Annotated in this window: 19 protein-coding genes; all 19 read left to right on the forward strand. The window is 34.6% G+C overall.

Annotated features, from left to right (window positions below):
* The first annotated feature begins 11 nt into the window (after nt 1–11).
* The 19 genes from CVU84_13590 (at nt 12) to CVU84_13680 (ending at nt 26429) form a co-directional block, all read left to right on the forward strand.
* Nucleotides 12–1475, forward strand: a complete 1464-nt coding sequence (locus CVU84_13590) for a sucrose-6-phosphate hydrolase (GenBank protein ID PKM93937.1) — start codon at nt 12–14, stop codon at nt 1473–1475.
* A gap of 51 nt (nt 1476–1526) precedes the next feature.
* Nucleotides 1527–2399 carry a fructokinase gene (locus tag CVU84_13595; protein PKM93938.1) on the forward strand — a complete coding sequence of 291 codons (873 nt, stop codon included), beginning with the start codon at nt 1527–1529 and terminating at the stop codon, nt 2397–2399.
* Between the two features lie 24 nt (nt 2400–2423).
* Entirely contained in the window at nt 2424–4265 is a 1842-nt protein-coding gene (locus CVU84_13600) for an alpha-amylase (protein ID PKM93939.1), read from the forward strand.
* 104 nt (nt 4266–4369) lie between these two features.
* Complete coding sequence (locus tag CVU84_13605; GenBank protein PKM93940.1) at nt 4370–5482, forward strand: sugar ABC transporter ATP-binding protein; 1113 nt, start codon at nt 4370–4372, stop codon at nt 5480–5482.
* A gap of 177 nt (nt 5483–5659) precedes the next feature.
* Nucleotides 5660–5911 (forward strand): hypothetical protein, encoded by a 252-nt coding sequence (locus CVU84_13610; protein ID PKM93941.1) that lies wholly within the window; start codon nt 5660–5662, stop codon nt 5909–5911.
* Between the two features lie 71 nt (nt 5912–5982).
* On the forward strand, nt 5983–6843 hold the full coding sequence (locus tag CVU84_13615; GenBank protein ID PKM93942.1) for a hypothetical protein: 861 nt from the start codon (nt 5983–5985) through the stop codon (nt 6841–6843).
* Nucleotides 6844–7137: 294 nt separating this feature from the next.
* On the forward strand, nt 7138–8226 hold the full coding sequence (locus CVU84_13620; GenBank protein PKM93943.1) for an oxidoreductase: 1089 nt from the start codon (nt 7138–7140) through the stop codon (nt 8224–8226).
* 75 nt (nt 8227–8301) lie between these two features.
* On the forward strand, nt 8302–9267 hold the full coding sequence (locus CVU84_13625; protein PKM93944.1) for a xylose isomerase: 966 nt from the start codon (nt 8302–8304) through the stop codon (nt 9265–9267).
* A 34-nt stretch (nt 9268–9301) separates the two neighbouring features.
* A complete protein-coding gene (locus CVU84_13630; GenBank protein PKM93945.1) occupies nt 9302–10327 on the forward strand; it encodes a gfo/Idh/MocA family oxidoreductase in 1026 nt (341 codons plus the stop codon).
* Between the two features lie 138 nt (nt 10328–10465).
* Complete coding sequence (locus CVU84_13635) at nt 10466–11578, forward strand: hypothetical protein (protein PKM93946.1); 1113 nt, start codon at nt 10466–10468, stop codon at nt 11576–11578.
* A gap of 70 nt (nt 11579–11648) precedes the next feature.
* Entirely contained in the window at nt 11649–12752 is a 1104-nt protein-coding gene (locus tag CVU84_13640) for an FAD:protein FMN transferase (protein ID PKM93947.1), read from the forward strand.
* 150 nt (nt 12753–12902) lie between these two features.
* Complete coding sequence (locus CVU84_13645; GenBank protein PKM93948.1) at nt 12903–14924, forward strand: hypothetical protein; 2022 nt, start codon at nt 12903–12905, stop codon at nt 14922–14924.
* Between the two features lie 798 nt (nt 14925–15722).
* Complete coding sequence (locus CVU84_13650) at nt 15723–18272, forward strand: hypothetical protein (protein PKM93949.1); 2550 nt, start codon at nt 15723–15725, stop codon at nt 18270–18272.
* A gap of 107 nt (nt 18273–18379) precedes the next feature.
* On the forward strand, nt 18380–19423 hold the full coding sequence (locus CVU84_13655; GenBank protein PKM93950.1) for a chemotaxis response regulator protein-glutamate methylesterase: 1044 nt from the start codon (nt 18380–18382) through the stop codon (nt 19421–19423).
* Between the two features lie 261 nt (nt 19424–19684).
* On the forward strand, nt 19685–21037 hold the full coding sequence (locus tag CVU84_13660; protein ID PKM93951.1) for a phosphate starvation-inducible protein PhoH: 1353 nt from the start codon (nt 19685–19687) through the stop codon (nt 21035–21037).
* 166 nt (nt 21038–21203) lie between these two features.
* Entirely contained in the window at nt 21204–23009 is a 1806-nt protein-coding gene (locus tag CVU84_13665; GenBank protein PKM93952.1) for a hypothetical protein, read from the forward strand.
* A 134-nt stretch (nt 23010–23143) separates the two neighbouring features.
* Entirely contained in the window at nt 23144–23842 is a 699-nt protein-coding gene (locus CVU84_13670) for a 5'-methylthioadenosine/adenosylhomocysteine nucleosidase (protein ID PKM93953.1), read from the forward strand.
* 94 nt (nt 23843–23936) lie between these two features.
* Nucleotides 23937–24665, forward strand: coding sequence for a hypothetical protein (locus tag CVU84_13675; protein ID PKM93954.1), 729 nt, complete (start codon nt 23937–23939; stop codon nt 24663–24665).
* A 504-nt stretch (nt 24666–25169) separates the two neighbouring features.
* Entirely contained in the window at nt 25170–26429 is a 1260-nt protein-coding gene (locus CVU84_13680) for a putative DNA modification/repair radical SAM protein (GenBank protein ID PKM93997.1), read from the forward strand.
* Nucleotides 26430–26433: the final 4 nt, after the last annotated feature.

Raw genomic sequence — 26433 nt, forward strand, 5'->3', positions numbered from 1 at the left:
AGGAGGCAGGAATGAATAAAAAACAACAAGCGGACTTATGGATAACGGAGCATAAAGGGAACATTAATGAGAGGTTTAGATTGAGATACCATTTAATGGGTGAAGTCGGATGGGTAAATGATCCAAATGGGTTTTCCTATTATAATGATTATTATCATTTATTTTACCAATTTAATCCCTATCATTCCAGGTGGGGTCCGATGCATTGGGGCCATGCGATAAGCTTAGATTTAGTGAAGTGGATACATCAAGAGGTCGCGCTAGCACCGGACTCCAATTGGGATCAAAATGGTTGCTTCTCAGGAAGTGCAATTGTACATAAAAATCAATTGGACATACTTTATACAGGTCATATTGTCGCAAATCCAATCGAGGAAAGTCTTCAGGTACAGAATTTGGCTATTTCTGAGGATGGGATTCATTTTGAAAAGTATCTTAATAATCCGGTTATTGGAGCGAATCAAATACCAGAGTTTGCTACTAAAAAAGATTTCAGAGATCCTAAAATAATCCATATGGATGACCGTTATTATATGTTAGTTGCCTCCATGTCCACAGATGGAGTGGGGCAAATACTTTGTTATGAGGGACCAGACCTTACAAATTGGGGTTTCTTAAATGTATTTTTAAAGGGGTGTAAGGAGCTTGGTAAAATGTGGGAATGCCCTGATTTATTTAAACTAGGGGATACAGATATACTTATGCTTTCTCCACAATATATGCCAAGACAAGATGCCCGTTTTAACAATCTCCATAGTGCCATTTATATACTTGGAAATAGTGATTTAAAATCAGGAGTCTTCGAGCGTACTCATTATTATGAGATTGACTGCGGTTTCGACTTTTATGCACCACAAACGGTTACTACAGTGGATGGCGGCATCATCTTAATTGCATGGATGGATATGTGGGAAGACCCTAAACCAACAGACGATCTTCATCATGGTTGGGCTGGAGCTATGACCTTACCGAGATTGTTAAGTTTGAAAAACAATAAGATATATGCAAATCCTGTAGACTCGATTATAGACTATCGTAGAAACAAGATAGAATATCGGAATATACACATGAATGGGGCAATTACAATTCCAGGTTTTTGTGGATCTTGTTATGAGTTGTTCCTTGAGCTTGATTTGACAGATACAAAAGACTTGATTTTTTCTAGTTATTTAAGAGTGGATCAACAAGAATATACTTTATTAACCTATACGCAATGTACTAATACACTCAGTTTAGATCGTAACCATTCGGGAGTAGGATTGTCAGGTAAACGTGAGATCATATTTGCGAATAGCTTAGAGAGTTTGAAGCTTAGGATATTTGTTGATATATCTAGCATAGAAGTATTCATAAACGATGGAGAATACACCATGACCTCTAGAATATTTCCATCGGAGCTGTCACAAGGAATCGAGTTTTATACGAACCAAGATTATGTTGTGAATGAGATAGCTAAATGGGACATTATTTTGTAGGACAGTCAAAGTATAGGGACTTATTATATGATAAGAGAGAGGTAAATATATATGCTATTAGGTGCAATTGAAGCAGGTGGAACAAAGATTATATGTGCTGTTGGTAATGAACAGGGAAAAATTTTGAACTTAATTCGAATCGACACAGATATTCCAGAGGTATCTATTCCGAAGGTAATTGAGTATTTCAAGAAAAATCCGGTTGAAGCTATTGGTGTTGGTACCTTTGGGCCAGCAGGAGTAAATCCAGCATCACCAGATTACGGATATATCTTAAAAACGCCAAAGTTGGCTTGGGCAAATTTTAACTTTTTAGGTGCACTAAAAGAACATTTTAATGTACCGATGTGTTTTGATACAGATGTAAATGGAGCTGCACTTGGAGAACATTTATGGGGAGCAGCTAAAGAAGTTCATTCTTGCTTATATATAACCGTTGGTACGGGCATCGGTGCAGGGGCTTACATAGATGGTAAATTATTACATGGATTGTTACATCCAGAGATGGGGCATATTTTAGTGAAACCCTATCCTAGAGATACCTATGGGGGTTGCTGTCCATTTCATGGAAGCTGTTTAGAAGGAATGGCTTCTGGACCTTCAATAGAAAAAAGATGGGAACAAAAAGCGCATCTATTACATCCAACCCATATTGCTTGGGAAATTGAAGCTTATTACTTGGCTCAAGGAATACTGAGTTATATATTAATTCTGTCACCAGAAAAGATCATTCTTGGTGGTGGTGTTATGGGACAGCAGCATTTGCTACCACTTATCAGAAAGAACGTTCAGTCACTTTTAAATGGTTATTTGAAGCTAGAGGAATTAAATGCTTCAATTGATCAATATATCGTTAGCCCAAAGCTAGGTGAAAATGCGGGCACTTATGGCGCATTGGCGTTAGCAATACAAGCAATCCAATAAGAACTCAAAATTTGGAGGCTACATATGAATATAATAAATGAAACATCTTTTCAGTTAAGAAGTGAAGAAAATTTAAAGCAGTTGAAAAAAATATATGATGACATCTATAACAGCAATAGCTATTGGAAGCGGCTAGTAGATTTAATGAAAATATCTGCCCTGCAGCGACCGATCTATTTACAGGAGATGGATATAAATGATTTTAATTGGTATGTAGAAGAAGATGTGATAGGAATGACTTTTTATGTAGACTTATTTGCGGTAGATGTGAAGGGGATCAAAGATAAAATACCTTATTTAAAAGAGCTAGGTATCACCTTTATACACTTTATGCCACTACTTGAAAGTAGAGAAGGTCAAAATGATGGTGGATATGCGGTTAAAAATTATAAAGAGCTTGAACCTTCTCTAGGAACTATGAAAGAATTTCAAGAGCTAATAGAGCTATTGGGAGCCAACGGTATTAAGGTTTGTATAGACTTTGTTGTAAATCATACGGCAAAAGAACATGAATGGGCAGTTAGAGCAGCTCGTGGAGAAAAGAAGTATCAAAAAATGTATCTCATGTATGATACTGATGAAATACCAAGACTTTTTGAGCAAACGGTTCCAGAAGTGTTCCCTAAGGTTTCCCCAGGAAACTTTACCTATTACGAGAGCTTTCATAAGTGGGTTTTTACTTCTTTTTATGAATTTCAATGGGATTTGAATTTTCAAAATCCATATGTTTTTGAACAAATAATCGATATTCTTCTTTTTTTGGCTAACAAAGGGATCAATGCAATTAGATTAGATGCAATACCTTTTATGTGGAAAACAGTAGGAACCAACTGCCGAAATTTGCCGGAGATACATAAGTTATTAGAAATGATGCATTTGATTGCTAAGATTGTTTGTCCATCTGTTATTTTATTAGGAGAAGCCATTGTTGAACCTGAAGAAATCATTAAATATTTTGGCGTGGAGCAAGTCGAATGTCAGCAAATGTATAATGCCACTTATATGGTGAACATTTGGAATGCGCTTGCAACAAAGGATATTAGGTTGCTAAAGATAGATCAAGATAGACTCCAGGTACCTCCTTGGGGTACTTGGATTAATTATATCAGATGTCATGATGATATCGGATGGGGTTTTAATGAAGAAGCAATTAGAAATTTTGGATTTTCACCTGAAGCGCATAAGCAGTTTTTGATCAATTTTTATGAAGGTGTATTCCCAGAAAGCTTTTCTACGGGTGAGCTTTATGAGTTTAATCCTCAGACTCTTGATGCAAGAAATTCGGGGACATTGGCTAGCTTATGTGGTTTAGAAAAGGCGATTAAAGGGAAAGATCGATACCAGTTAGAATTAGCACATAAACGTATACAGCTTATATATGGTTTGCTTTTGGCTTCATCTGGGATTCCGCTGATTTATAGCGGTGATGAGATTGCAGCAATGAATGACTATAATTATAAAAATGAACCGAGTAAAGCCCATGATTCAAGATGGCTTCATAGAAGCAGATTTGATTGGGATCAAGCAGAGAAGAGAAATGATTTAAGTACTTCCGAGGGAATTATATTTAATTGCATTAAAGAATTAATAAAAACAAGAAAGATGCAACCAATTTTTAATTCTACAATTAGAGTAAAGACGATTGAAACAACTAATAAATCTGTTTTTAGTTTTTATAAAGTCAAAGATGACAAAACATTTATTGGGATCTTTAACTTTTCAGAAGATCGTCAAGCAATAGATACAAAGGTTTTTACCAATCAAGGACTTGCTTTTACGATGAAGGATTTGATTCAAGGAAAAACAATTGAAAGTAGTTCAGAGAAAATTCTTGTTGGGCCGTATGAGTTTTTATGGTTAATGTAACTTTGCTTCCAATCGTTTAGATTGGAGGTAGTGAAATAAATAGTATAGATGTAACTTTTAAACAATAGAATCTGATACAATAAGCGACTTAAGGGGGCTTAATTATGGCAAATTTATCATTACGAAACATTGAAAAAACATATCCCAATGGATTTTCTGCTGTTCAAGATTTTAATTTAGAAATAAAAGACAAGGAATTTATTATATTTGTTGGCCCGTCTGGTTGTGGTAAGTCAACAACCTTGCGTATGATTGCAGGTTTAGAGGATATTTCAGGAGGAGAGCTCTACATTGAAGATCGACTGGTCAATGTAATCGAGCCAAAAGACAGAGACATTGCAATGGTATTTCAAAATTATGCATTGTATCCCCATATGTCTGTATATGACAATATGGCCTTTAGCCTTAAACTAAGAAAGATAAATAAACAAGAAATTAAAAAACAAGTTGATGAAGTAGCAAAGATTTTGAGTATTGAAAGCTTATTGGATAGAAAACCTAAGGAGCTTTCAGGAGGTCAAAGGCAACGTGTTGCCATTGGGCGTGCGATTGTACGTAAACCTAAGGTCTTCTTGTTTGATGAACCACTGTCAAATTTAGACGCTAAATTAAGAGTACAAATGAGGATAGAACTTGCTAAGTTGCATCATAAGCTACAGACTACATTTATTTATGTAACCCATGACCAAACAGAAGCGATGACGTTAGGAACTAGAATTGTTGTTATGAAGGATGGAATTATTCAACAAGTAGATACACCACTCAATCTTTATGCTAGACCAAAGAATAAGTTTGTTGCTGGCTTTATTGGGTCACCACAAATGAATTTTTTAGTTGCGAAAGTAGAAAAGAGCGCAGAGGGAATAACGTTAACCTTTGGTGAGCAATCCATATTGTTACCAGAAGGTAAAGCACAAACATTGATAGAGGGTAATTATATTGGTAAAGAAGTTGTAATGGGCATTCGTCCTGAAGATATACATGATTCGGAAATATTTATTGAAGCCTCAAAGAGAAGTGCGATTGAAGCTCGTGTGAATGTAACGGAGCTACTTGGGGCTGAAGTATTTCTGTATCTTTCGGTAGATACAAGTGAATTGACAGCTAAAGTAGCTGCAAGATCTACAGTACAACCAGGAGACACTATAAAAATTGCGCTAGATTTAAACAAAGTTCATATATTTGATAAAGAAACAGAACAAGTTATCACGAATTAATAGAAATATCCATTACTAGGGTGTACTAGTATTAAGTATATTAAGTTTGCGAAGGGGCTTAAAAAAATGTTTCACTATGACTTGAATATAATTCCTTTCCATGTATAATTAAAACAGTTGAAACTATACATATAAACGATAGTAATTTTAATAATGAAAAGACATGGAGGTGTATTAATGGGAGAATATCCGAGTCAAAATGATGAGATTGTCAGTGTTAAGGAATGGTTAGGATCTATGGCGTTATTGCTGATACCTATTGTAAACATTGTATTAATGTTTGTTTGGGCATTTAGTACTGATGTAAAAAAGAGTAAGTCCAATTTCTTTAAAGCACAATTAATTCTTACAGGGATTATATTAGGAATTTATTTGATTTTTTTAGTTTTAATAATGGTTTTTGCAATTACAATGAGCAATTTCTATTAAAAAGCAATGAAGTTAAAATAAAAGGGTGTTCGATGAACACCCTTTTAACAGCTGGATAAGAGGTAATAAAAGTGAATGCGAATTGGTGTGAAAGCGTTGTAATTAATGAAAAATATTATATGGATTTTTCGACCAGTGATTTACATGGAGATAGGAAAATCAACAAGGTGATACATACGCATAATATGTTAGAGCTTTCGATTGTAAAATCCGGAACAGGTAAATATTATATTGGTGATGAGGTTTATGATGTTCAAAAGAATGATATATTTATTATCAATAACGTAGAAGCACATGGGATCGAAATGAGTGAGAAAGAAAGCCTAACGAATATGGTAATTCATTTTGAACCCCGTTTAGTTTGGTCGGGTGAAAATGATTTTGATTTAAGATATTTGAAAATATTCTTTGATCGAAGTAATAAGTTTTGCCATAAGCTGGATAACAATAATTTGGCAACCAAGAAAATTCAAGAACTGTTTTTTGAAATGGAAGAAGAGTTTTTAAGTAAGCAACCAGAATTCAATTTGATGGTAAAAGTAAAGCTTTTGAATATGCTGGTGCTTTTGTTAAGGCATTATAACTATGTATCAGATGAAAATACCCATGAAGAAAATAAATATGAAATTAAAATTATCAACAAGGTAACAGATTATGTTGATAATTATTATTATAAGGATATTAAGTTACAAGAGTTAGCGGATATGGTACATATGAATCCAACTTATTTTTCAACTTTTTTTAGAAAATATAATGGTTTGACCTTAACAGAATATATTGTTCGTAAAAGAATTTCTAGGGCAATTGAATACTTAAAGGGTACGGATAAAACAATTCTAGAAATATCAGGTTTATGTGGATTTAATAATTCTGCCAATTTCAATAAAATGTTTAAAAAGGTGACTGGAATGACACCTACACAGTTTCGTTAAAAATTTGAAAGCTTCTCACTTGAGAGGCTTTTTTTATAGTAATAAAGTTCTGCATAAGCAGTTGGAAAAGCAGCAGATAGGTACCGAGAGTTTTAACTCGGCGTATAAATAACCAAGTTCTTTAACGCGGCGCTGCCGATTTTCTTGGTTAAAAGAATTAGTACAGGAGTAGTTGTTTTGTATGAGAAATAAGTTTGCATATATATGAAGATAGTTGAAGATGCAAAGATTATAAGAGACTATAATAAAGCTATAAACTGACAAATCGATTATTTAAAAGGAGGAAAGGTGAATATGGAAAGGAAGTTAAGAGTTGGGATTATTGGCTGCGGGGGTATTGCTAATAACAAGCATATGAAAGCATTGGCGAAAATTAATGAAGTAGAAATGGTTGCTTTTTGTGACATCGTTGAAGAAAGAGCACAAAAGGCGGCTAAAGAATTTGGTATTAGAGAGGCAAGACATTACATAGACTACAATAAATTATTGGCGGAGAACAAATTAGATGTCGTACATGTTTGCACACCTAACAATTCCCATGATTTTATCACAATAGCGGCGTTAGAAGCTGGCTGCCATGTTATGTGTGAAAAACCAATGGCTAAAACTGTTGAAGGTGCAAAGCAAATGCTTGAAGCCTCCAAAAGAACAGGAAAAAAATTGACTATCGGATATCAAAATCGTTTTAGACAAGATTCTATCTATTTAAAGAGAGCTTGTGATCGTGGTGATCTTGGAGAAATCTATTTTGCAAAGGCGCATGCACTTCGAAGACGTGCTGTACCCACTTGGGGCGTATTCTTAAAGGAAGAGGAGCAAGGTGGAGGACCGTTAATTGATATTGGAACACATGCACTTGATTTAACACTTTGGATGATGAATAATTACAAAGCAAAAAGTGTTGTAGGTTCTAAATATAGTAAATTAAGATATGACACAGAAACAGGGAATGCATTTGGTGATTGGAATCCAGAGGAATTTACAGTTGAGGATGCAGCATTTGGATTTATTACTATGGAAGATGGAGCTACGGTTATTGTTGAATCCAGTTGGGCATTAAACACTTTAGAAGTAGGGGAAGCCCAAACTACACTTTGTGGAACAAAATCGGGTGCAGATATGAAGGATGGGCTAAGAATAAATGGTACTGAATTTGGAAAACTTTATGTGAAAAAACCAGAGATGGGCTTAGGCGGTGTTGCATTTTTCGTTGGGGAAGGCATAGATGAAGAGGATGCAGAAGCAATGAGTTGGATTGATTGTATCATAAATAATACAGAACCAGTGGTTAAACCTGAAGAAGCACTTGTAGTAACGGAGATATTAACAGCTATTTATAAATCAGCGGAAACTGGTCAAGCCATTTACTTTAACGGAATGTAGGCGAAGCTTGCATTCGGTTACGAAATCGTAGCGAATGCGGGGGTTTTGTAACATTGACATAGGAGGATTGAAAAAATGAAATTAGGTGTATTTACGGTATTATTTGGAGAGAAACCTCTAGAAGAAGCATTGATATATTTGAATAAACTAGGTGTTAGTATGGTAGAAATTGGTTCTGGAGGCTATCCGGGAGCAACCCATGCCAATCCAGATGAACTATTAAACGATGATGTAAAGCTTCAAGCCTTTCAAGCCTTGTTTGTAAAATATAACATTCAAATCAGTGCTTTAAGTTGTCATGGCAATGCAGTTCATCCTCAAGAGACAATTGCTTCAGAGTTTCATACAGCGTTTGAAAAAACGATTTTATTAGCGGAAAAGCTGGGTATTAAACAAATCAATACGTTTTCAGGATGTCCTGGAGATAGTGAGCATGCGTTATACCCTAACTGGGTCACTTGCTCGTGGCCAGAAGATTATACCAAACTATTAGCATATCAATGGAACGAAGTGCTAATCCCTTATTGGAAAAAGGCAGTAAAATTTGCATCAGAACATGGTGTGAATAAGATTGCATTGGAAATGCATCCAGGTTTTTCGGTTTACAATACAAAAACTTTATTGAGATTAAGAGAAGCAGTTGGGCCTGAGATAGGTGCAAACTTTGACCCAAGCCACTTGTTTTGGCAAGGAATAGATCCTGTTGCTGCAATTCGGAAATTAGGGGATGCAATTTTTCATTTTCACGCAAAAGATACAAAAATTGACCCGTACAATACTGCAATAAATGGTGTTTTAGGTACTTCCTATGATGAAAATGAAGTGGACCGAGCATGGCTTTTTAGAACAGTGGGGTATGGACATGATTTACAGACCTGGAAAGATATGATAAGCGCACTGAGAATGGTGGGGTATGATTATGTCATTAGTATAGAACATGAAGATAGCTTAATGAGCATGAATGAAGGTTTAGAAAAGGCAGTTGATTTCTTAAAGCAAGTACTTGTCTTTGAAGAAAAAGGCAGTATTTGGTGGGCATAATTAAAAACGGTTTATTGACTTGGAGGTATAGAAAATGAAAAGATTAAGAGTTGGTATTATAGGTTGTGGCAATATTTTCCCTATGCATGCATATCCTGCAATGAAAAGAGAGGAAGTAGAGCTTATTGCGGTTTGTGATAATAAGGAAGATAGAGCTAAAGAAAAAGCTGGGGAGTTAGGATGTAAATATTATGTAGATTATAAAGAGATGATTGATAAAGAAAAGTTGGATGTTGTCCATATTTGCACACCACATTATTTGCATGCACCAATGAGTATTTATGCTGCAAATGCAGGTGCCAATGTACTTACAGAAAAGCCTATGGCCATTAAACTTGAAGATGCAAAAGCAATGCTGGATGCAGCAAATGAAAACGATATATTACTGGGGGTTATTTTCCAGAATAGATATAATCCGGGAGCAAAATTGATAAAAAACACCCTAGAAACTGGTCAATTAGGCAAGATTATTTCTAGTAAGTTGGCAGTTACTTGGAACAGATCCGATGATTATTATTCGAAAAGTGACTGGAAAGGCACCTGGGAAATGGAAGGGGGAGGTGTTATTATCGATCAAGCAATTCATACCATGGACCTAATGAGGTGGTTTATCGATAGCGAAATTGATTATGTCGATGCTACAATTAGTAATCGTGCACATGAAATTATTCAAGTAGAAGACAGTGCAGAAGGCGTTGTTGTATATAAAAATGGAGTTGTATCTAGTTTCTATACGATTAACTATTACGGGTATGATGCACCGGTAGAAATTGAACTTCATTGTGAAAAGGGAATTGTTAAAATGGAAGCTGACAAAGCGATCATAATGTTTGCAGATGGGAAACAGCTCATAGCTGACAAAAATCCGAATGAATCCTTTGATTATGGAAATGTGAAAAGTTATTGGGGCGTAAGTCATGTTAAACAGATTAATAATTATTATGATTCTCTTGAAAAAGGGATCAAACCATATATTGCAGCAGAGGATGCATATAAAACGCAGAAATTGATATGTACTATTTATGAAAGTGGAAAAGAACTCAAGAGAGTCAAATGTTAAATAAAATGAACCCTTAAGTGTCACTTTAAAAGGCTTTATGCAAAAAATATGTTAAATTTCACCAAAATAAATTGAATTTACACCCAACATATGGTAAAATCATACTTACATTTAATCACAATTTATGGAGGGAACCAAATGAAAAAGATTTTTTCGATTTTTTTAGTATCACTACTTATGCTAACCTTACTTGCAGGATGTTCTCCAAAGGAAGAAACTGCTACTACTACTCCAGAAGCTCCGGCAACAGGCGAAGTTTCAGAGGCAGGTATTGTAAAGTTAGGTCTTGGCCAACACACATCAATAGCTAAATCAAAAGATCTTGGAACTGACGCTGATGGCAAAGAAGTTCTTCCTCTTGGACAAGTAGACACTGTAATAGTTGCTGCTGGTTTTGATAAGGATGGTAAAGTCGTATCAGTAACAATTGACAATGCACAAACAAAGGTAAACTTTGACAATGCACTTCAACTTACTACTGATTTAACAGCGGAATTAAAAACAAAAGCTGAATTAAAAGATGAATATGGTATGATTAAAGCGTCATCAATTCAAAAAGAATGGTATCAACAAGCTGATGAGCTAGGAAAATGGATGGTTGGTAAAACTGTCGATGAAATAAAAGCTATGAAGGTTGTTGAAAAAGATGCAGCTCATCCAGCTGTACCTGATGTTCCTGAGTTAACTTCTCTTGTAACTGTTTCTGTTGAAGGATACATTGCTGCACTTGAAGAAGCATTCATCAATTCTGTTGATGTAACTGGAGCGGTAAAGGTTGGACTTGGACACAATATCTCAATAGCTAAGTCAAAAGGACTTGGAAAAGATGCTGAAGATAAAGAAGTTCTTCCTCTTGCACAAGTTGACACTGTAATGGCTGCAACAGCATTTGATGCAGATGGTAAAGTTGTGGCAACAGTGATTGATAATGCGCAAACAAAAATTCAATTTGATAACACTGGAAAAGTTACAACTGATAAAGCTGGTGAATTTAAGACAAAAGTTGAATTAAAAGATGAATATGGTATGATCAAGGCTTCATCCATCCAAAAAGAATGGTATCAACAGGCTGATGAATTAGGAAAATGGATGGTTGGTAAGACAATTGATGAAATCAAGGCTATGAAGGTAGTTGAAAAGGATGCAGCTCATCCAGCAGTACCTGATGTACCTGAACTTACATCACTTGTAACAATAAGTGTTGAGCATTATGTTGCAGCAGTAGCTGAAGGTTTTGAAAAAGCTAAATAATAATAAATAACTTACTTACATAATACTTTAAAATTCCCCCACTAGTTGGGGGAGTTTTATTTAAATAAGGGTGGTTTGCTTGAAGAAGAACATATGTAGGGTAATGGCGTTGGTTCTATTCACGATAGGACTTTCTGGCTGCCAATCAAAGACAAGTGATGAATACAGTAAATATAGTGAAGGGTTTTTTGACACATTTGATACCTTAACTCAAGTGGTTGGGTATGCAAAGAGTGAAGAAGAATTTAAGTCTTATGTAGACAAAATGCATGAGAGGTTTCTTGAGCTACACAAGTTATATGACATATATAATGAGTATGAAGGTATGAACAATATAAAAACAATTAATGACAATGCAGGAATTCAGCCAATAAAGGTTGACAAAGAAATTATCGATCTAATTATCTTTGCTAAAGATTGGAATAAACGCACAGATGGTCGTACGAATATTGCGATGGGTTCTGTACTTAAAATATGGCATGATTATCGAGATGCAGGAATGGATGATCCTGAAAATGCTAAGATCCCCCCCTTGGAATCACTTAAAGAAGCGCAAAAGCACACAGATATTAACAAGGTTGTAGTTGATGTTGAAAACAACACCATATACCTTGAAGATGAACGAATGAGTCTTGATGTAGGGGCTATAGCAAAAGGCTTTGCAACTGAACTTGTAGCTCAGGAAATCATTGCTGAGGGATTTGAATCTGGAATTATTTGCCCAGGAGGAAACATTAGAGCTCTTGGAAAGCCATTAGATGGAATTCGAGAAAGATGGGGTATTGGTATTCAAGATCCTAATAAATTCATCGCAACGGACGAAGAAAATGTTCTTGATACTATTTTTATCAATAACGCTTCAGTTGTAAGTAGTGGTGATTATCAAAGATATTATATTGTAGAGGGTGAAGTTTTTCATCATTTAATTGATCCTACAACGCTAATGCCTGGCGAATACTTCCGTGCGGTAACAGTTGTTGCTGAGAATTCAGGAGTAGCAGATTTTATGTCTACAACCTTATTCTTAATGCCATATGAAGAAGGCAAAGCTTTGATAGATAAGCTTGGAGGAATTGAAGCGGTCTGGGTAATGCAAGATGGAACGGTGCAAGCAACTGATGGAATGAAAAAAATTATGAAAAGCAATGGTGCTACAGGAACAAAAAAACAATAGAAACGGTACATTACTTTATTTACCTCGTTGCATAATAAGAGAATAAGCGGTATAATATAAGAAAATAGAACAATATTAGGCAATTTATGCGACAAGACCGGTAATTTTTGGGAATTATGAAAATAAGACAAGTCATGGAGGATACTGGGTATGAATAATAACAAAAAGCTAAATATTAAAATTGCTACTGTTTTAGTTCCAGCATTTGTAATTGGTTTAATTGTTTTTAATTATTTTATGAATTCAACTTTTGGAGGAGTAATTAAGAACCTCGTTGATGCACGAATTGAAAATACTCGTAACGAGATTGAAACCACCTTGGCTTCGTCAGGAGGATTATCAAACCTATTGGCAGATACGGTACAACATGCAGGTGCATCTCTTTCCCAAGATCAATATCAAGCCTTATTAGAGAAGTATGTTCAAGCAAATGATGCAATCTATGGAGCAGGTATTTGGTTTGAACCAAATAGTTTTGATGAGAACAGGAAATTTTTCGGACCTTATGTATATAAAGACGGAGATCAGTTGGTGTTTACGCAAGACTATGAAGCTGAAGACTATAATTATCCAGAGCAAGATTGGTATAAGCAAGCTGTTGCAGCAGATGGTAAAATTGCATGGACTAGCCCTTATTTTGACGAACCATCCGGTATTATATTTTTAACTGCAGGTAGGGTTGTTAAGGACGAAAAAGGTAAAGTAATTGGGGTTGTTACAATTGACCTTGATATATCTACACTTGGTGAACAAATTAATTCGTGGGTAATTGGTGAGAATGGAAAGACCTTTTTGCTTACGCAAGATAATCAATACATAGCATTAAGCAATAGTGATCAAGTAATGACCAGTATAAATGAAGATAAAGATAAGCTCCTAGCAAGTGCAGGAGAAGTCATTAAGAATAATAAGGAAGTAAATTACTACGATTCAAAATTTAATGGGCATATATTTGATGTAAAAAGTATTGATGAAGTAGGGTGGAAAGTTGGAACTTTGATCTCAAGAACTGACTTTTTTGGTGTTGTTACTATTATGAGCATAGGTATTAGTCTTCTTATGGCCCTTTTGTTAATAGTAGTATTTATCGTAATCGAAGCAATCGTAAAAGCAGTAAAGAGCATACTCCACACTACTGAAAAACTAGATCAAGGTGACTTCAGTGTTCAATTTGCAGGCGCGAGGAATGATGAGCTAGGACTTCTTACAAAGGGCTTAAATAAAATGGTAAGGACCTTTAGTGAAATTATTTCTAGCATGGTTTACTCTTCGGACGAAGTGATTGACAAATCAGAGCATACGATGCAACGTACTGTTGAGATGAAAAGGATGGCAGTCGATCAAGCGAATGCATTAGGTGAAATTACAATTACAATGAATGAAATGACCAAAGCAATAGGTGAGGTAGTTGAAAATGCAAACCTATTGGCGCATATCATGGAAGAAACTTTGAAAAATGGCAAAAATGCCAAGGAAAATGCAGAAGAGGCAGTGGAAATTTCGCAAAAGGGTAAGGAAGATATGGATCAAATTAATTCTGAAATGACAGGAATTAAGGAGTCCATAAGAGCAATGTCGAACTCTGTATTAGATGCGGGAAGCTCCGCCGAAGAAATTCGGAATATCATTAAATTTATTGAAAATGTTGCTTCCCAGACCAATCTTCTTGCACTAAACGCTGCTATTGAAGCGGCTAGAGCTGGTGAAGCAGGAAAAGGCTTCTCGGTAGTAGCAGATGAGATTCGTAAGCTTGCTGAATCAACCTCAACATCTACGAAGCAAATATCTTCGCTTGTAGAAAATGTTATTAGAGTAATCAATGTTGCGGTAAACGAAACAAATAAAAATGTTGAAGGTATTAACAACAGTGCAACATTAATAAGTGACACGGGGATCATGTTTGAAAATATTCTAAATGCTGTGAAAAATACGTACGAAAAAATACAAACGATTATGGATGATGTTGATAAAATCAATCTCATCACCCAAGAGCTTGTAAGTACCACAGAGGAGCAATCTGCAGGCTCTCAAGAAATATTAGCGACGGTTGAAACTGTAAACGATATGTCGGTAAGCCTTCTTGAGGATACAGAAAAGGTTGTTAATAATGCAGATGATTTATATTCTGTAGCGAAAAAACTTCAAGATATCATTTCTAGATTTACGGTGTAAGCAATCATTATAGGGACATAACAGGTATTAGTTTGTTATGTCCCTAATTTAAACTATTGGATAAGTATTTTACATCATGCCTTTAATATCTTGTACTAAATTTTCTGCTTTGTTGAAGATATTTTTGCTTTTTCGTTGAACACGTCTTAAATCATTTTTATCAAGATTTAGTAGTGCAACAGAAGATATCCCAACTAAGCCTCCAATTAGCATGCCAGTTGACAATTTATTCATAATAGAACTCCTTTCATATGATATAGTACTAGTCTTCGATTAGGTACAACAAAATATGCTAGCAATAAATGGTTTATATCCACAGAAAATAATAAGATAAAAAAAATATACACAGAACAATATGGCGAAGTTTAGGGAAAAATGGAAGCTATCTTACAGTTACCCACATAATCCGGAGGTTATCAACACAAAAGTGTGGATAATTCCAGGGGAAAAGTCACTTGACATCATGTGACTTTTGTACTATTATTAGAGCATAAAATGTGAAAAAGATATCAATTCTAATGTGTTTTCTATTAACTTCTGTTATATTTGGCTATATAATATGAGAAATGAAAAAAGGTGTTTGGGTGAAATATATACTTTCACCTAATCAAGGACTGAATTTATAGTAAATATGCCTGCATAAGATTTGTCGAGCAATTTAATCTAGGATTAATAATTAAATAATCATTTGAGTGCTAACAAAAAAGTGGCTTTGAAATTTATAGTTGACGAGGTGTTGACGTAAGTTTTAAGTGCTTTGCTGTTCTAAAAAATATACCTAGAAAGTGGTGAATTTATTTGTATAACATGTTGGTTGGTTATATTGAAGATTTAAAGGACTATACGATCTCCTTTAATGATGCCCTAATAGAGCTTGAAAAAGAGACTGATAAAGTAGAGATTATCAATACTATTTTTCGAGTTGCTCATACAATAAAGGGTAATTCAGCTACAATGCAATTAAATAAAATAAAAGAAGTTATGCATACTATGGAAGACATCCTTTATGATATTAGAGAAGGTAGCCGTCTTATGACTAGCGAACTTGTTAGCGTCCTTTATTCTTGCCACGATTTCTTAGAAGATTGTATTTCAGTCATTGTAATAGAGCATACAGATGTGAATATAAATACGGAAAAGCTTCTTGAAAAACTTATTCGTATTAAAAATACTGGCCTAGTTAAATTATCGTCAGAAATTAACAATGATGTAGGCATTTCTGACTTTGATGAACAAGGCACGAAGGAATTTCCATTTACAATAATTGAAGATATGCAGGAACTTATTAGGGAAAATATGAACAGAGGGTTGTTCTTATATCATATAAGTATTGATTTAGATGAAGATACAGAAATGAAGAAGATTAAAAATGTTCTTATTTTCAATGATATAGAAATGCAAGGCCATATCATCGATGCAAGGCCTCAAAAACTACAGCAAGAAGACATGGCTAATGCGGTTATCGTATTTAATCATTTACATTCAGACTTTTTGGTGCTATCAGAAAAAGACAGAAGTGAAATCTGTTCACAATTAGATTTAGATGTAGATATTGTTGCATATGAATGTAAAGGTATCTCGGATAGACAATTTGCAGATTATTGTGATCTTAATAAGAATGGTCACTTCATACAAGATGCCATTGATCATATCAATAAAATAAAGATAGAAGCATTAGATATGAGAAGTGATTATGTAAAAAATGAAGCAATAGAAAAGATTCTTAATAATTTTAGGCATATCAGTGAAATTATAAAAAATTCAGAAAGTTATTATGCTAAGATGATTATTACTAAAATGAGTGATGTATTAAACAGTATGGATAAAAATAATATTAGTTTTGATGTAAATGATATGCAGGCCTTTGTATTCTTGTGTACGAAGCTTGCAGAGTTAGTTGAAGATCCATCTCTTGAGGTTAATGGAAACTTTATAAGTCAAATTGAAGATAGAATGATGATATTTGTCGAGAAATATAGGCATGAGAGAAGAAGAATTGGTGATCTATTAGTTGAAGAAGGAATCATAAGTCAAGAGGATGTAAAAGATATTTTAGAATTACAAAAAAAAGAATATAGTAATTTAAAGTTTGGACAAGTTGCAGTTCTTGGTAAGAAAGCTACAGCAGATGACATTATCAATACACTACTCAAGCAAAACGATGAAAGTGTGACAGGAAAAGCGATTGATTCAGACGATTTTATTCGCATTTCATCTCAAAAAGTAGATTTGTTAGTTGAAATGCTTGGGGAACTTTCTATTTATCACACTGAGCTTGAGCAGTTTACAAAAGAAGAGTTGAAAAAAACTGATAAAACGTATAACCTTATGCCTAAAATAACAAAATCGATCAAAGGGATTCAAGAGCTTTCTATGTCTCTTAGAATGGTTTCGGTTAAGTCGATGTTACATAAACTTACAAGAATATCTAGAGAAACAGCAGCAGAATTAGGAAAAAAAATTACTATCGTCCTAAATGGAGAATACACTGAAGTTGATAAAAATACGGCTGAAAAAGTAATGGATCCATTGATGCATCTTGTAAGAAATGCGATTGCTCACGGTATTGAGGATGAAGCAACACGTATTGCTCGTGGAAAGTCATTAGCGGGGCAAATAAAAATTAGTGCAGCTTCAAGAGGGGGACACGTTTTTTTTGAGGTCTCAGACGATGGTGGAGGAATAGATAAAGAATTAATATATAACAAAGCGAATGAAAAAGGTATGCTGGAGGAAGGCAAAATATACGCGGAAGATGAAATACTCAAGTTCATTTTTCATCCAGGGTTTTCAACACAAGAAGCTATTAATAGTGTTTCTGGTAGAGGTGTTGGTATGAATGTAGTTGAAGAGGAAGTTTTAAGAATAAAAGGCAGGGTAGAGATCAGAAACGAATTAGGTAAGGGTTGTTCCTTTATTATCAAAATTCCTATGAATTTAGCTGTTCTGAATGGGACTATAATTGAACTAGAAGAGGAACGCTATATTATCCCTACACTATATATTAAACAATTTTTAACACTTGAAGAAGGCAATTGGATTTCATTACAGGGAGAAAAGAAAGCTGTAAGAATTAGAGATAGCATAATTCCTATTATAACAGGAGAGGATATTACACGAAAAAAATCTATTTATAATGAAAATCATATTAAGGAAGTAGCAATCATAGAATTTGAGCAAAAACAGCTTGCCCTAATGATAAATAAAGTTCTTGGGAGGCAAGAAATTGTTGCAAAGCCTTTAAATGAAGATTCGTTTAGAGCAGAAATATTTTCAGGTGCATCAGTTTTAAGTGATGGAAACGTGACGAAGGTATTTGATATAGAAGCATTGTACAAGTTGATTTAACCAAATGGAAGAATTCCCCCACTTCTTAAGTATGGAAATTCATTCCAACATTAACATTAACTGTTCATAATTCATCGTAATGTTGTTGTCAGCAATGAGGAGAATAGATGGGAAAAATAAAAGTATTGATTGTTGATGATTCCGCATTTGTAAGAAGTGTATTTTTAGAAAAGCTTTCCCAAGACTCAGAAATTGAGGTTGTGGGAGCCGCTGAAGATGCATATATTGCAAAAGATATGATAAGAGACTTAGATCCAGAAATAATCTTATTAGATATAGAAATGCCACGAATGAACGGGTTAACCTTCTTAGAAAGAATTATGAGAACTACTCCTAAAAAGGTAATTATTGTGAGTTCTCTAGCAGAGCAAGGTGGAGAAATCGCATTAAAAGCTTTAGAGCTTGGTGCACTTGAAGTAATTGCTAAGCCGGGTGAAGCATATTCCGTTGAAGAAATGGTAGATCAACTTATAGACAAAATAAAAGCAGTTCATAGCATTAGTATTGATAAAAGCAAGGAACATATTCCGGCGTTATTTGATAAACATAAAACCAGTGGGAACAAATCCCTTGTACGAGCAACCAATAAAATTATAGCAATCGGTGCATCGACTGGCGGCACTGAAGCAATACAGTATATTTTAGAAAGAATGCCGGTGAATTGTCCACCAATTATAATCGTGCAACATATGCCTCATTATTTTACTAAATCCTTTGCAAATAGGTTAAACGATGTGTGCGAAATCAAGGTAAAGGAAGCTGAAAATAGAGAAATCATTGCACCTGGAAAGGCACTCATAGCGCCGGGTAATATGCATATGGAGTTATCAAAAAGTGGAGTGATTTATAATGTTAGGTTGATGGATGGGCCGTTGGTTTATCGTCAAAGGCCTGCAGTGGAAAGATTATTCCAATCTACTGCCCAATATGCGGGTAAAAATGCAATTGGAGTAATTCTAACGGGTATGGGAAAAGATGGTGCACAAGGTCTTTTAAAGATGAAGGAAGAAGGCTCTTATAATATTGCACAGGATGAAAAAAGTTGTGTTGTATTTGGGATGCCAAAGGAAGCGATAGAAATTGGAGCTGTTCATAAGATCTTACCATTAAATCAAATAGCCCAAGAAATTATTAAGGAATCAGAGAGATAATAACCATAAATGAGACATAATATCTGTTTGCAAAAATATAAAAGTATGATAAAATATATATATAATATGGGATGAAAGAAGGCGAATCGCTATGAAGAATAATTGCTTTTCCTTCAACAACTCAATACATGTACTTGCTTTCTAAGCAACAGGTCTCGCAATAATAGCGGGATTTTTTATTTACTTTTTTTGATGACATATTTAGACTGCTTAGTAGACTTAGTTTTTGCTTTAAGTAATAGAAAACAAGGAGGCGTTACTATGGTTAAAAATTATGTAATCGACACAAATGTAATGATTCATGATCCTGATTTTATGTACAAATTTAATGACAATAATATTATTTTGCCAATATTGTGCATTGAAGAGCTAGACAATTTAAAAAAGAGAGAAGGTATTGTTGGATTTAATGCGAGAAATGTTGCGAAAGAGTTACAAATGCTAATGGGAGTCGGCGATATTTCAACCGGGATACTATTAGAAAATGGAGGCACATTAAGGGTTGAGCTCAATCATATGCAAACTGACTGGCTCCCTAACGGTATAGATATAAATAAAAATGATTCAAGAATTATTGCAGTAGTTAAGAACCTGCAAGAAGTAAACAAGAATATACAAACCATACTGGTTACAAAAGATGTTTATATGTCAATTAAAGCACGCTCTTTAGGTATCGATGTTCAAGACTACCAAAATGATAAGATTACAACAGATGATGTATATAAAGGATACATTGAACTATTCCTGAATTCATCTCAAATAGATATGGTATATAATGGAGGATTGAAACCTCCTACAGATTTAGGAGAAGAAATTTATCCAAATGAATTCTTCCACATTAAGAGCATAGATAATGTAGGACATGAAGTATTAGCAAGATATGATGGTGATAAAATTGTACCATTAAAATATGCAAATGAAACTGCATGGGGATTGACACCTATAAACAGAGAACAAAAAATGGCTTTTGAACTTTTAATGAATCCGGACATTCACTTTGTTTCCATTACAGGTGGGGCTGGTTCGGGTAAGACGATATTAGCTACTGCTACGGCACTACAAAATGTAATTGAAACAAACAAATATCGAAAGATTGTATTTGTAAGACCAGTCGTTGCAGCTGGGAATGACATTGGTTATTTGCCAGGAACTGAAATTGAAAAGTTAAAACCTTGGATGGGAAGTTTTTATGATGCGATAGAAAATTTAACTGATCTGAAAGAAACCAATGGTAGCAAAACAACATACGGTAAACCAACCTTTACAGTAGATGACTTTATTGAACAATATAGACAAAGAGGTGTTATTGAAACAAAAACCTTTACCTATATGAGAGGGCGTACTTTTACAAATTCACTTATTATAGTTGATGAAGCACAAGAAATGACACCACATCTAGCGAAATTAATGTTAACTAGGGCTGGAGAAAAATCAAAGTTTGTATTCTTAGGTGATCCAAGCGATAACCAAATTGATAATCAGTATGTAGACTCAAAGTCAAATGGGTTAATTTATACGGTAGAAAAAATGAAACCGTTTAACATTACAGGGCATGTTAGTCTAAAACGTGTTGAAAGAAGTCCACTTGCTGAAATTGCTGAGAGTAATATGTAGAAACAAATAGGTAGTTTAATAATAAGTAAAAATCCCCTTATTTGGGGATTTTTACTTTGAATAAAATTAGCCATGAAGTTGTCATTTATAGAATATAATGATAAAATAGTTGTATATTATTGGCTAAACGCAAGACTAATTGTATTATGGGGAAGGAGATATTTCTTTGAAAAATTTAAGAAGTCAGTTCGGAGTGGTATTGATGGTTGTTCTAATACTAGCTGTCATTTTTTCTGGGTGTGCAGATAAAGATAAGAGGGATAGCAAGAAAGATCAATCAAAAGAGAAAGAAGTGGTTACAAGTGAGGACATTGATGCAACAAGAGAAGCCTTTGATCAATATTGTGAAGCGCTTGCAAAAAGGATTATTGAAGATTCGCCATTAAATGCTACTTTTATGTATGGAGATTTAGAAAGTCGTGGGCTTGAAAGCTTGCTATATGAATTAGATGATGCAAGTATTGAAGCAACAGAGGCACAAATTGAAGATGCAAATAAGGTTTTAGAATATTTAAAAACTCTTGATAAGAAACATTTAACAACAGAACAAAAGAAAACCTATGAGATGTTAATATTTCAAAATAAAAGTATAGTGGCAGGAGAGGATTATATTTACTATTATAATGCCTTCCAACCATCTTCAGGTGTGCAAATTGATATACCCATCGATCTAATGCAAATCGAATTAGAATCTGAAAAGGAAGTTGTCGCATATATAGAAAGGATTAAGCAACTACCGAGATTATTTAAACAATTTATAGAGTATGAATATGAACGAGCAAATAAGGGGTTAACGCTCCCTGAAAATTTATATGAAACTGTATTAGAACAAATGGATGAGCTATTAGTTGAACCAGAAAAATTTATATTGTATTTAAGCTTTTGTGATAGAGTGGATCTATTACAAAGTATTGACACCGCCCAAAAGGATAAGTATAAGGCGGAATTTTTAGAGATTGTTAAAAATGACATTTATCCAGTATATGACGAAATGAAGATAGCCTTAGAGGAAATAAAAACACTGACAACAAATACGATGGGACTACCAGAGTGGGAAAATGGTCAAGAGTATTATGATTATCTAGTTAAGTATGGAACGTCGTATAATATAGATGCTGAAGATTTAAGGCAGTGGGCAGAAGACCGATTAGGCGAAGCCAGTTATGAAATTCAGCTATATTTCTCGAACCATCCAGAATTCGCAGAAAAAGAATTGTCAGAGATACTTCCACAAATCGGAAATATGGAAGAACTCTATAAAATGGAGGAACAATTCTTAGAAAAATCGTTTATGGACTATGGTATTGTTAGAGCATCAGAAAACAGGATACCGCCCTATTTAGAAGAACATTTACCACCAGCATTTTATTTTCCTATTTCTATTGACGGAGAAGATTATGGGAATATGTATATGGCTGAGGAAGCCTTTAGCAATGTGAGCATGGAAACTTTTGAAATGGATATTCATGAAAATATTCCAGGTCATCATTTGTATTTTAGCGTTCTATATGGGAGTGATTTGCCATTAATTCGCAAGGTATATGATTTTTTAGCATATACAGAAGGATGGGCTCAATATGTTCAGGGTAAAACTTATAGGTTTTCAGCAGAGGACGAAGAAACTGCAAGGTTTTGGGATAACTTTTTAGCCTTTAATGCAGCATATAGTGTTATCCTAGATATTGAAGTAAATTATGATGGAATGCCTAAGGAAGAAGCAATCAACAAGATGATAACATTTGGTTATGACAAAGAAGGAGCAGAATCTTCCTATAATAGAATGCTAGCGAATCCATGCGAGATGATTGACTATAACTATGGATCTTATGTAATAGAAAAATACCTTAAAGAATGTATGAATAAACAAAAAGCGAACTTTAACATAAAAGAATTTCATGATTTAATATTACAAAATGCGGCATTACCATTTACTTCTATGGATGATGTTATAGAAGAGTATCTTGAAAACTAAAATTTTGCAGCTCAGAAACAGGTCTTCTTGTATATTGTTACAGGTTTGAGGCAGGCTATAATAGGATTGTTATTTTATAGATATCTGTTATAATATACATATAGAAATAGTATTGTAATAAGGAGGAGTAAGATATGGGAAAGATTGGAATTATAGGTGCGATGGAAGAAGAAGTTTTGGCGTTACGTGAGAAACTGAAGGTGACTGATGTTAGAAGTATTGCTTCTTTAGAATTCTATGTTGGTACTCTCCATGGTAAAGAAATTGTTTTAGTCAAGGCAGGAATAGGTAAGGTAAATGCTGCCATTTGTACACAATTATTGATAGATTGTTTTCATATAGATTCGGTTATTAATACAGGAGTTGCAGGAGCACTAAGTGATGAGTTGAATATTGGTGATATTGTCATTTCGGTGGATGCAATTCAACACGACATGGATGCAACGGGATTTGGGTATGAAAAAGGTGTTATTCCTAGAATGGAAGAAAGTGTATTCAAAGCAGACAAGAGGCTAGTTCATATTGCGGAAAAAGCCAGTGAGGTACTAAGTGTTAATACAAACATTTTCACAAAGAGAATTGTTAGCGGTGATCAATTTATATCAGATCCTGAAAAGAAAAAAGAGCTTATAAAAGAATTCAGTGGTTTTTGTACTGAAATGGAAGGTGCAGCCATTGCGCATGCTTGCTATGTCAACAAAATACCGTTTGTAATTATAAGGTCTATTTCAGATAAGGCTGATGACTCAGCAGAAGTAAACTTTTCCCAATTTACGCAACTAGCAGCTGCTAATTCGTGTAAAATGATAGAGAAAATGGTCGATATTATGTAAAAATAATTTATCATTTACTTCCCTATCTCAACAAAATAGAACAAGGCTTAAGGTGTATAATAGCCCTATATATTGTTGAAGGGGAGGAATTAGAATGACAGAAATAATTAATGGTGTTGTTGGTACCATTATACTATTTATATTTGTGATTGGAATTTTTTGTAACTATGTTGTTAAGAAGAAGTATGATAAAATGTTTGCGACCATGAAAAATAAAGGTCAAGACAAGAATCTGCTCATTATCGAAAGAGATTATCGTCATGGTTACTTGAAAGATCGAGTCGAACGTATTAAGGTATTTGTAGAAAAAGAATACTATGAAATTAAACTATGTAACATACCATTATATGCCTTTGAAGATTTTACGATTAGTGCGGTGTATTTCGCAGCATTACTAGGATTAACATTTACAGTTATTTTAGTTGCACTTCCGCAGGTTAATCTCTACGACCGCATGTTACATATATTCTTTTTAAGTATTGAAGGGCTTTTGCTTGGAACGATTTTAATGGTATTTAGGACTATCCTAGGGATCAACGCACAAAGAGATATTTTTAAGGTGAATCTATGCAATTATTTAGAAAATGAACTTGAACTATTTGATGAGGCTGAAAAAGATGATGAAGGCAATTTGTTTTTACAAAAAATTAATATTGAGGATACAAAGAGTCAAGAATGTGCTGAGAGTAGTGGTCAAAATACTGAATTTGGCAGCAGCGTTGTTTTCGATTTTTCTGACAGTAGACAATATGAGACAAAAAGCGTAGAAAATGATTTTGATGAAAGAGCCTTGTTACAGGTGTTGGAAGAAATATTGGGATAAAAGTTAATTTGTTAAAAGGGAGCATCGTTAAAGGTGTTCTTTTTTTGGTTGTCGACAAAAGCATTTTTTCTGATAGGTGTGTACTAATTCTTGGCAGTAAGTGTTCATTTTTCTGGCCTTACCCTTCGGCCGGTCTGACGAAAAATGAACACTTACTGCCTTTTGTATTCATCTAGAAGAAAAAATGCTTTTGTCTCTGTTTCGTAATTGATAAATAATTAAAATGTCAACAACCTGAAAGGAGCATCTTTACGATGTTCCTTTTTTGATATAGTTTAACCGATGTGCAAGCGAAGATCGCATTCGGTTACGAAACCATAGCGAATGCGGAGGTTTTGTAACATTGACTTTAATTTATCTTCTTGCATACGAAGAAGGTTTTGGATAAGGGGGTGGAATTTAGGAGACATTATATAGGAACAAATGTTTGCAATAGGAACAAATGTTTGGTATAATGGGGATATAGTATATAAGGAGGTGGTTGGGGTGTTAGATACTAGCATTATGGAGAAGCTTACTGTGTTAACTGAGTCGGCTAAGTATGACGTATCGTGTGCCTCTAGTGGTATTGAGAAAAGGAATAAGGGAGGCATTGGTAATTCTACGGCAGCGGGTATTTGTCATACTTGGGCAGCGGATGGCAGATGTGTTTCGTTGCTAAAGACACTATTAACAAATGATTGTATTTTTGATTGCGCTTACTGTGCAAACAGATCGAGTAATGATATTAAAAGAGTTAGTTTTACGGCGGAAGAGATTGCTACTTTGGTAATTGAGTTTTATAGAAGAAATTATATAGAGGGACTCTTTTTGAGTTCGGCTATTGAGGTGAGTCCAAATGCAACTATGGAGAAGATTATTCAGACTTTAAAAATACTGAGGAATAGAGAAAGATTTTATGGGTATATTCATGTAAAAGCTATTCCAGGAGCTGATCCGGAGCTTATTCGACAGGCCGGTGAGCTTGCAGACCGTATGAGTGTTAATATTGAGCTTCCGACGGAAGAAAGTCTTAAGCTGCTAGCGCCCCAGAAGAGTCCTAAGAAGCTTTTTTTACCTATGGCACAGATAAAAAAGGGAATAGATGAAGTGAAAGAGGAAAGTGGAAAATATAAATATGCGCCAAAATTCGTACCAGCTGGACAATCAACGCAAATGATTGTGGGAGCTACTGCGGATAGTGATAGAAGTATTTTATTTGCTGCAGAGAATTTATATAAAACTTTTAGTTTAAAAAGAGTATATTATTCAGCATATGTACCTGTCAATGCGGGAGCAAACTTACCAGCGATTCAAACCGCCCCCCCACTTCTGAGAGAACATAGGCTATATCAAGCAGATTGGTTATTGCGATTTTATAAATTTGAAGCAAATGAATTGTTAAGTGAACAAGAAATGAATTTTGATTTAGACTATGATCCAAAAATGAATTGGGCATTTCGGAATTTAGATAAATTCCCAATCGAGATTAATCTTGCTGACTATGCATTGTTACTTAGAATTCCTGGGGTAGGGGTACAATCTGCTCGAAGAATTGTGCATCAAAGAAAGATTTCACCGATAAAGTATGAGGATCTGAAGAAGTTGGGAATTGTAATGAAGAGAGCAAGATATTTTATTGTTTGCGGGGGAAAGTATTTTGGCGAGAAGAATTTAGAAGTTGAGGGTCTTAAGAGAATTATGAATCCAAAGCCAAATTATGAACAATTATCTTTGTTTAACCTAACAAAGGAAACTTCCTTCCTTTCTATGAGCATGAGGTGATATA

The organism is Firmicutes bacterium HGW-Firmicutes-1 (assembly GCA_002841625.1).
Lineage (GTDB): Bacteria > Bacillota > Clostridia > Lachnospirales > Vallitaleaceae > HGW-1.

What these genes read in the sequence shown, in the direction of transcription:
- CVU84_13610 (PKM93941.1), top strand. Translation starts at nt 5,660, where the DNA reads ATGGGAGAATATCCGAGTCAAAATGATGAGATTGTCAGTGTTAAGGAA.
- CVU84_13675 (PKM93954.1), top strand. Translation starts at nt 23,937, where the DNA reads ATGACAGAAATAATTAATGGTGTTGTTGGTACCATTATACTATTTATA.
- CVU84_13680 (PKM93997.1), top strand. Translation starts at nt 25,170, where the DNA reads ATGGAGAAGCTTACTGTGTTAACTGAGTCGGCTAAGTATGACGTATCG.
- CVU84_13590 (PKM93937.1), top strand. Translation starts at nt 12, where the DNA reads ATGAATAAAAAACAACAAGCGGACTTATGGATAACGGAGCATAAAGGG.
- CVU84_13625 (PKM93944.1), top strand. Translation starts at nt 8,302, where the DNA reads ATGAAATTAGGTGTATTTACGGTATTATTTGGAGAGAAACCTCTAGAA.
- CVU84_13595 (PKM93938.1), top strand. Translation starts at nt 1,527, where the DNA reads ATGCTATTAGGTGCAATTGAAGCAGGTGGAACAAAGATTATATGTGCT.
- CVU84_13630 (PKM93945.1), top strand. Translation starts at nt 9,302, where the DNA reads ATGAAAAGATTAAGAGTTGGTATTATAGGTTGTGGCAATATTTTCCCT.
- CVU84_13620 (PKM93943.1), top strand. Translation starts at nt 7,138, where the DNA reads ATGGAAAGGAAGTTAAGAGTTGGGATTATTGGCTGCGGGGGTATTGCT.
- CVU84_13645 (PKM93948.1), top strand. Translation starts at nt 12,903, where the DNA reads ATGAATAATAACAAAAAGCTAAATATTAAAATTGCTACTGTTTTAGTT.
- CVU84_13660 (PKM93951.1), top strand. Translation starts at nt 19,685, where the DNA reads ATGGTTAAAAATTATGTAATCGACACAAATGTAATGATTCATGATCCT.
- CVU84_13635 (PKM93946.1), top strand. Translation starts at nt 10,466, where the DNA reads ATGAAAAAGATTTTTTCGATTTTTTTAGTATCACTACTTATGCTAACC.
- CVU84_13655 (PKM93950.1), top strand. Translation starts at nt 18,380, where the DNA reads ATGGGAAAAATAAAAGTATTGATTGTTGATGATTCCGCATTTGTAAGA.
- CVU84_13605 (PKM93940.1), top strand. Translation starts at nt 4,370, where the DNA reads ATGGCAAATTTATCATTACGAAACATTGAAAAAACATATCCCAATGGA.
- CVU84_13600 (PKM93939.1), top strand. Translation starts at nt 2,424, where the DNA reads ATGAATATAATAAATGAAACATCTTTTCAGTTAAGAAGTGAAGAAAAT.
- CVU84_13670 (PKM93953.1), top strand. Translation starts at nt 23,144, where the DNA reads ATGGGAAAGATTGGAATTATAGGTGCGATGGAAGAAGAAGTTTTGGCG.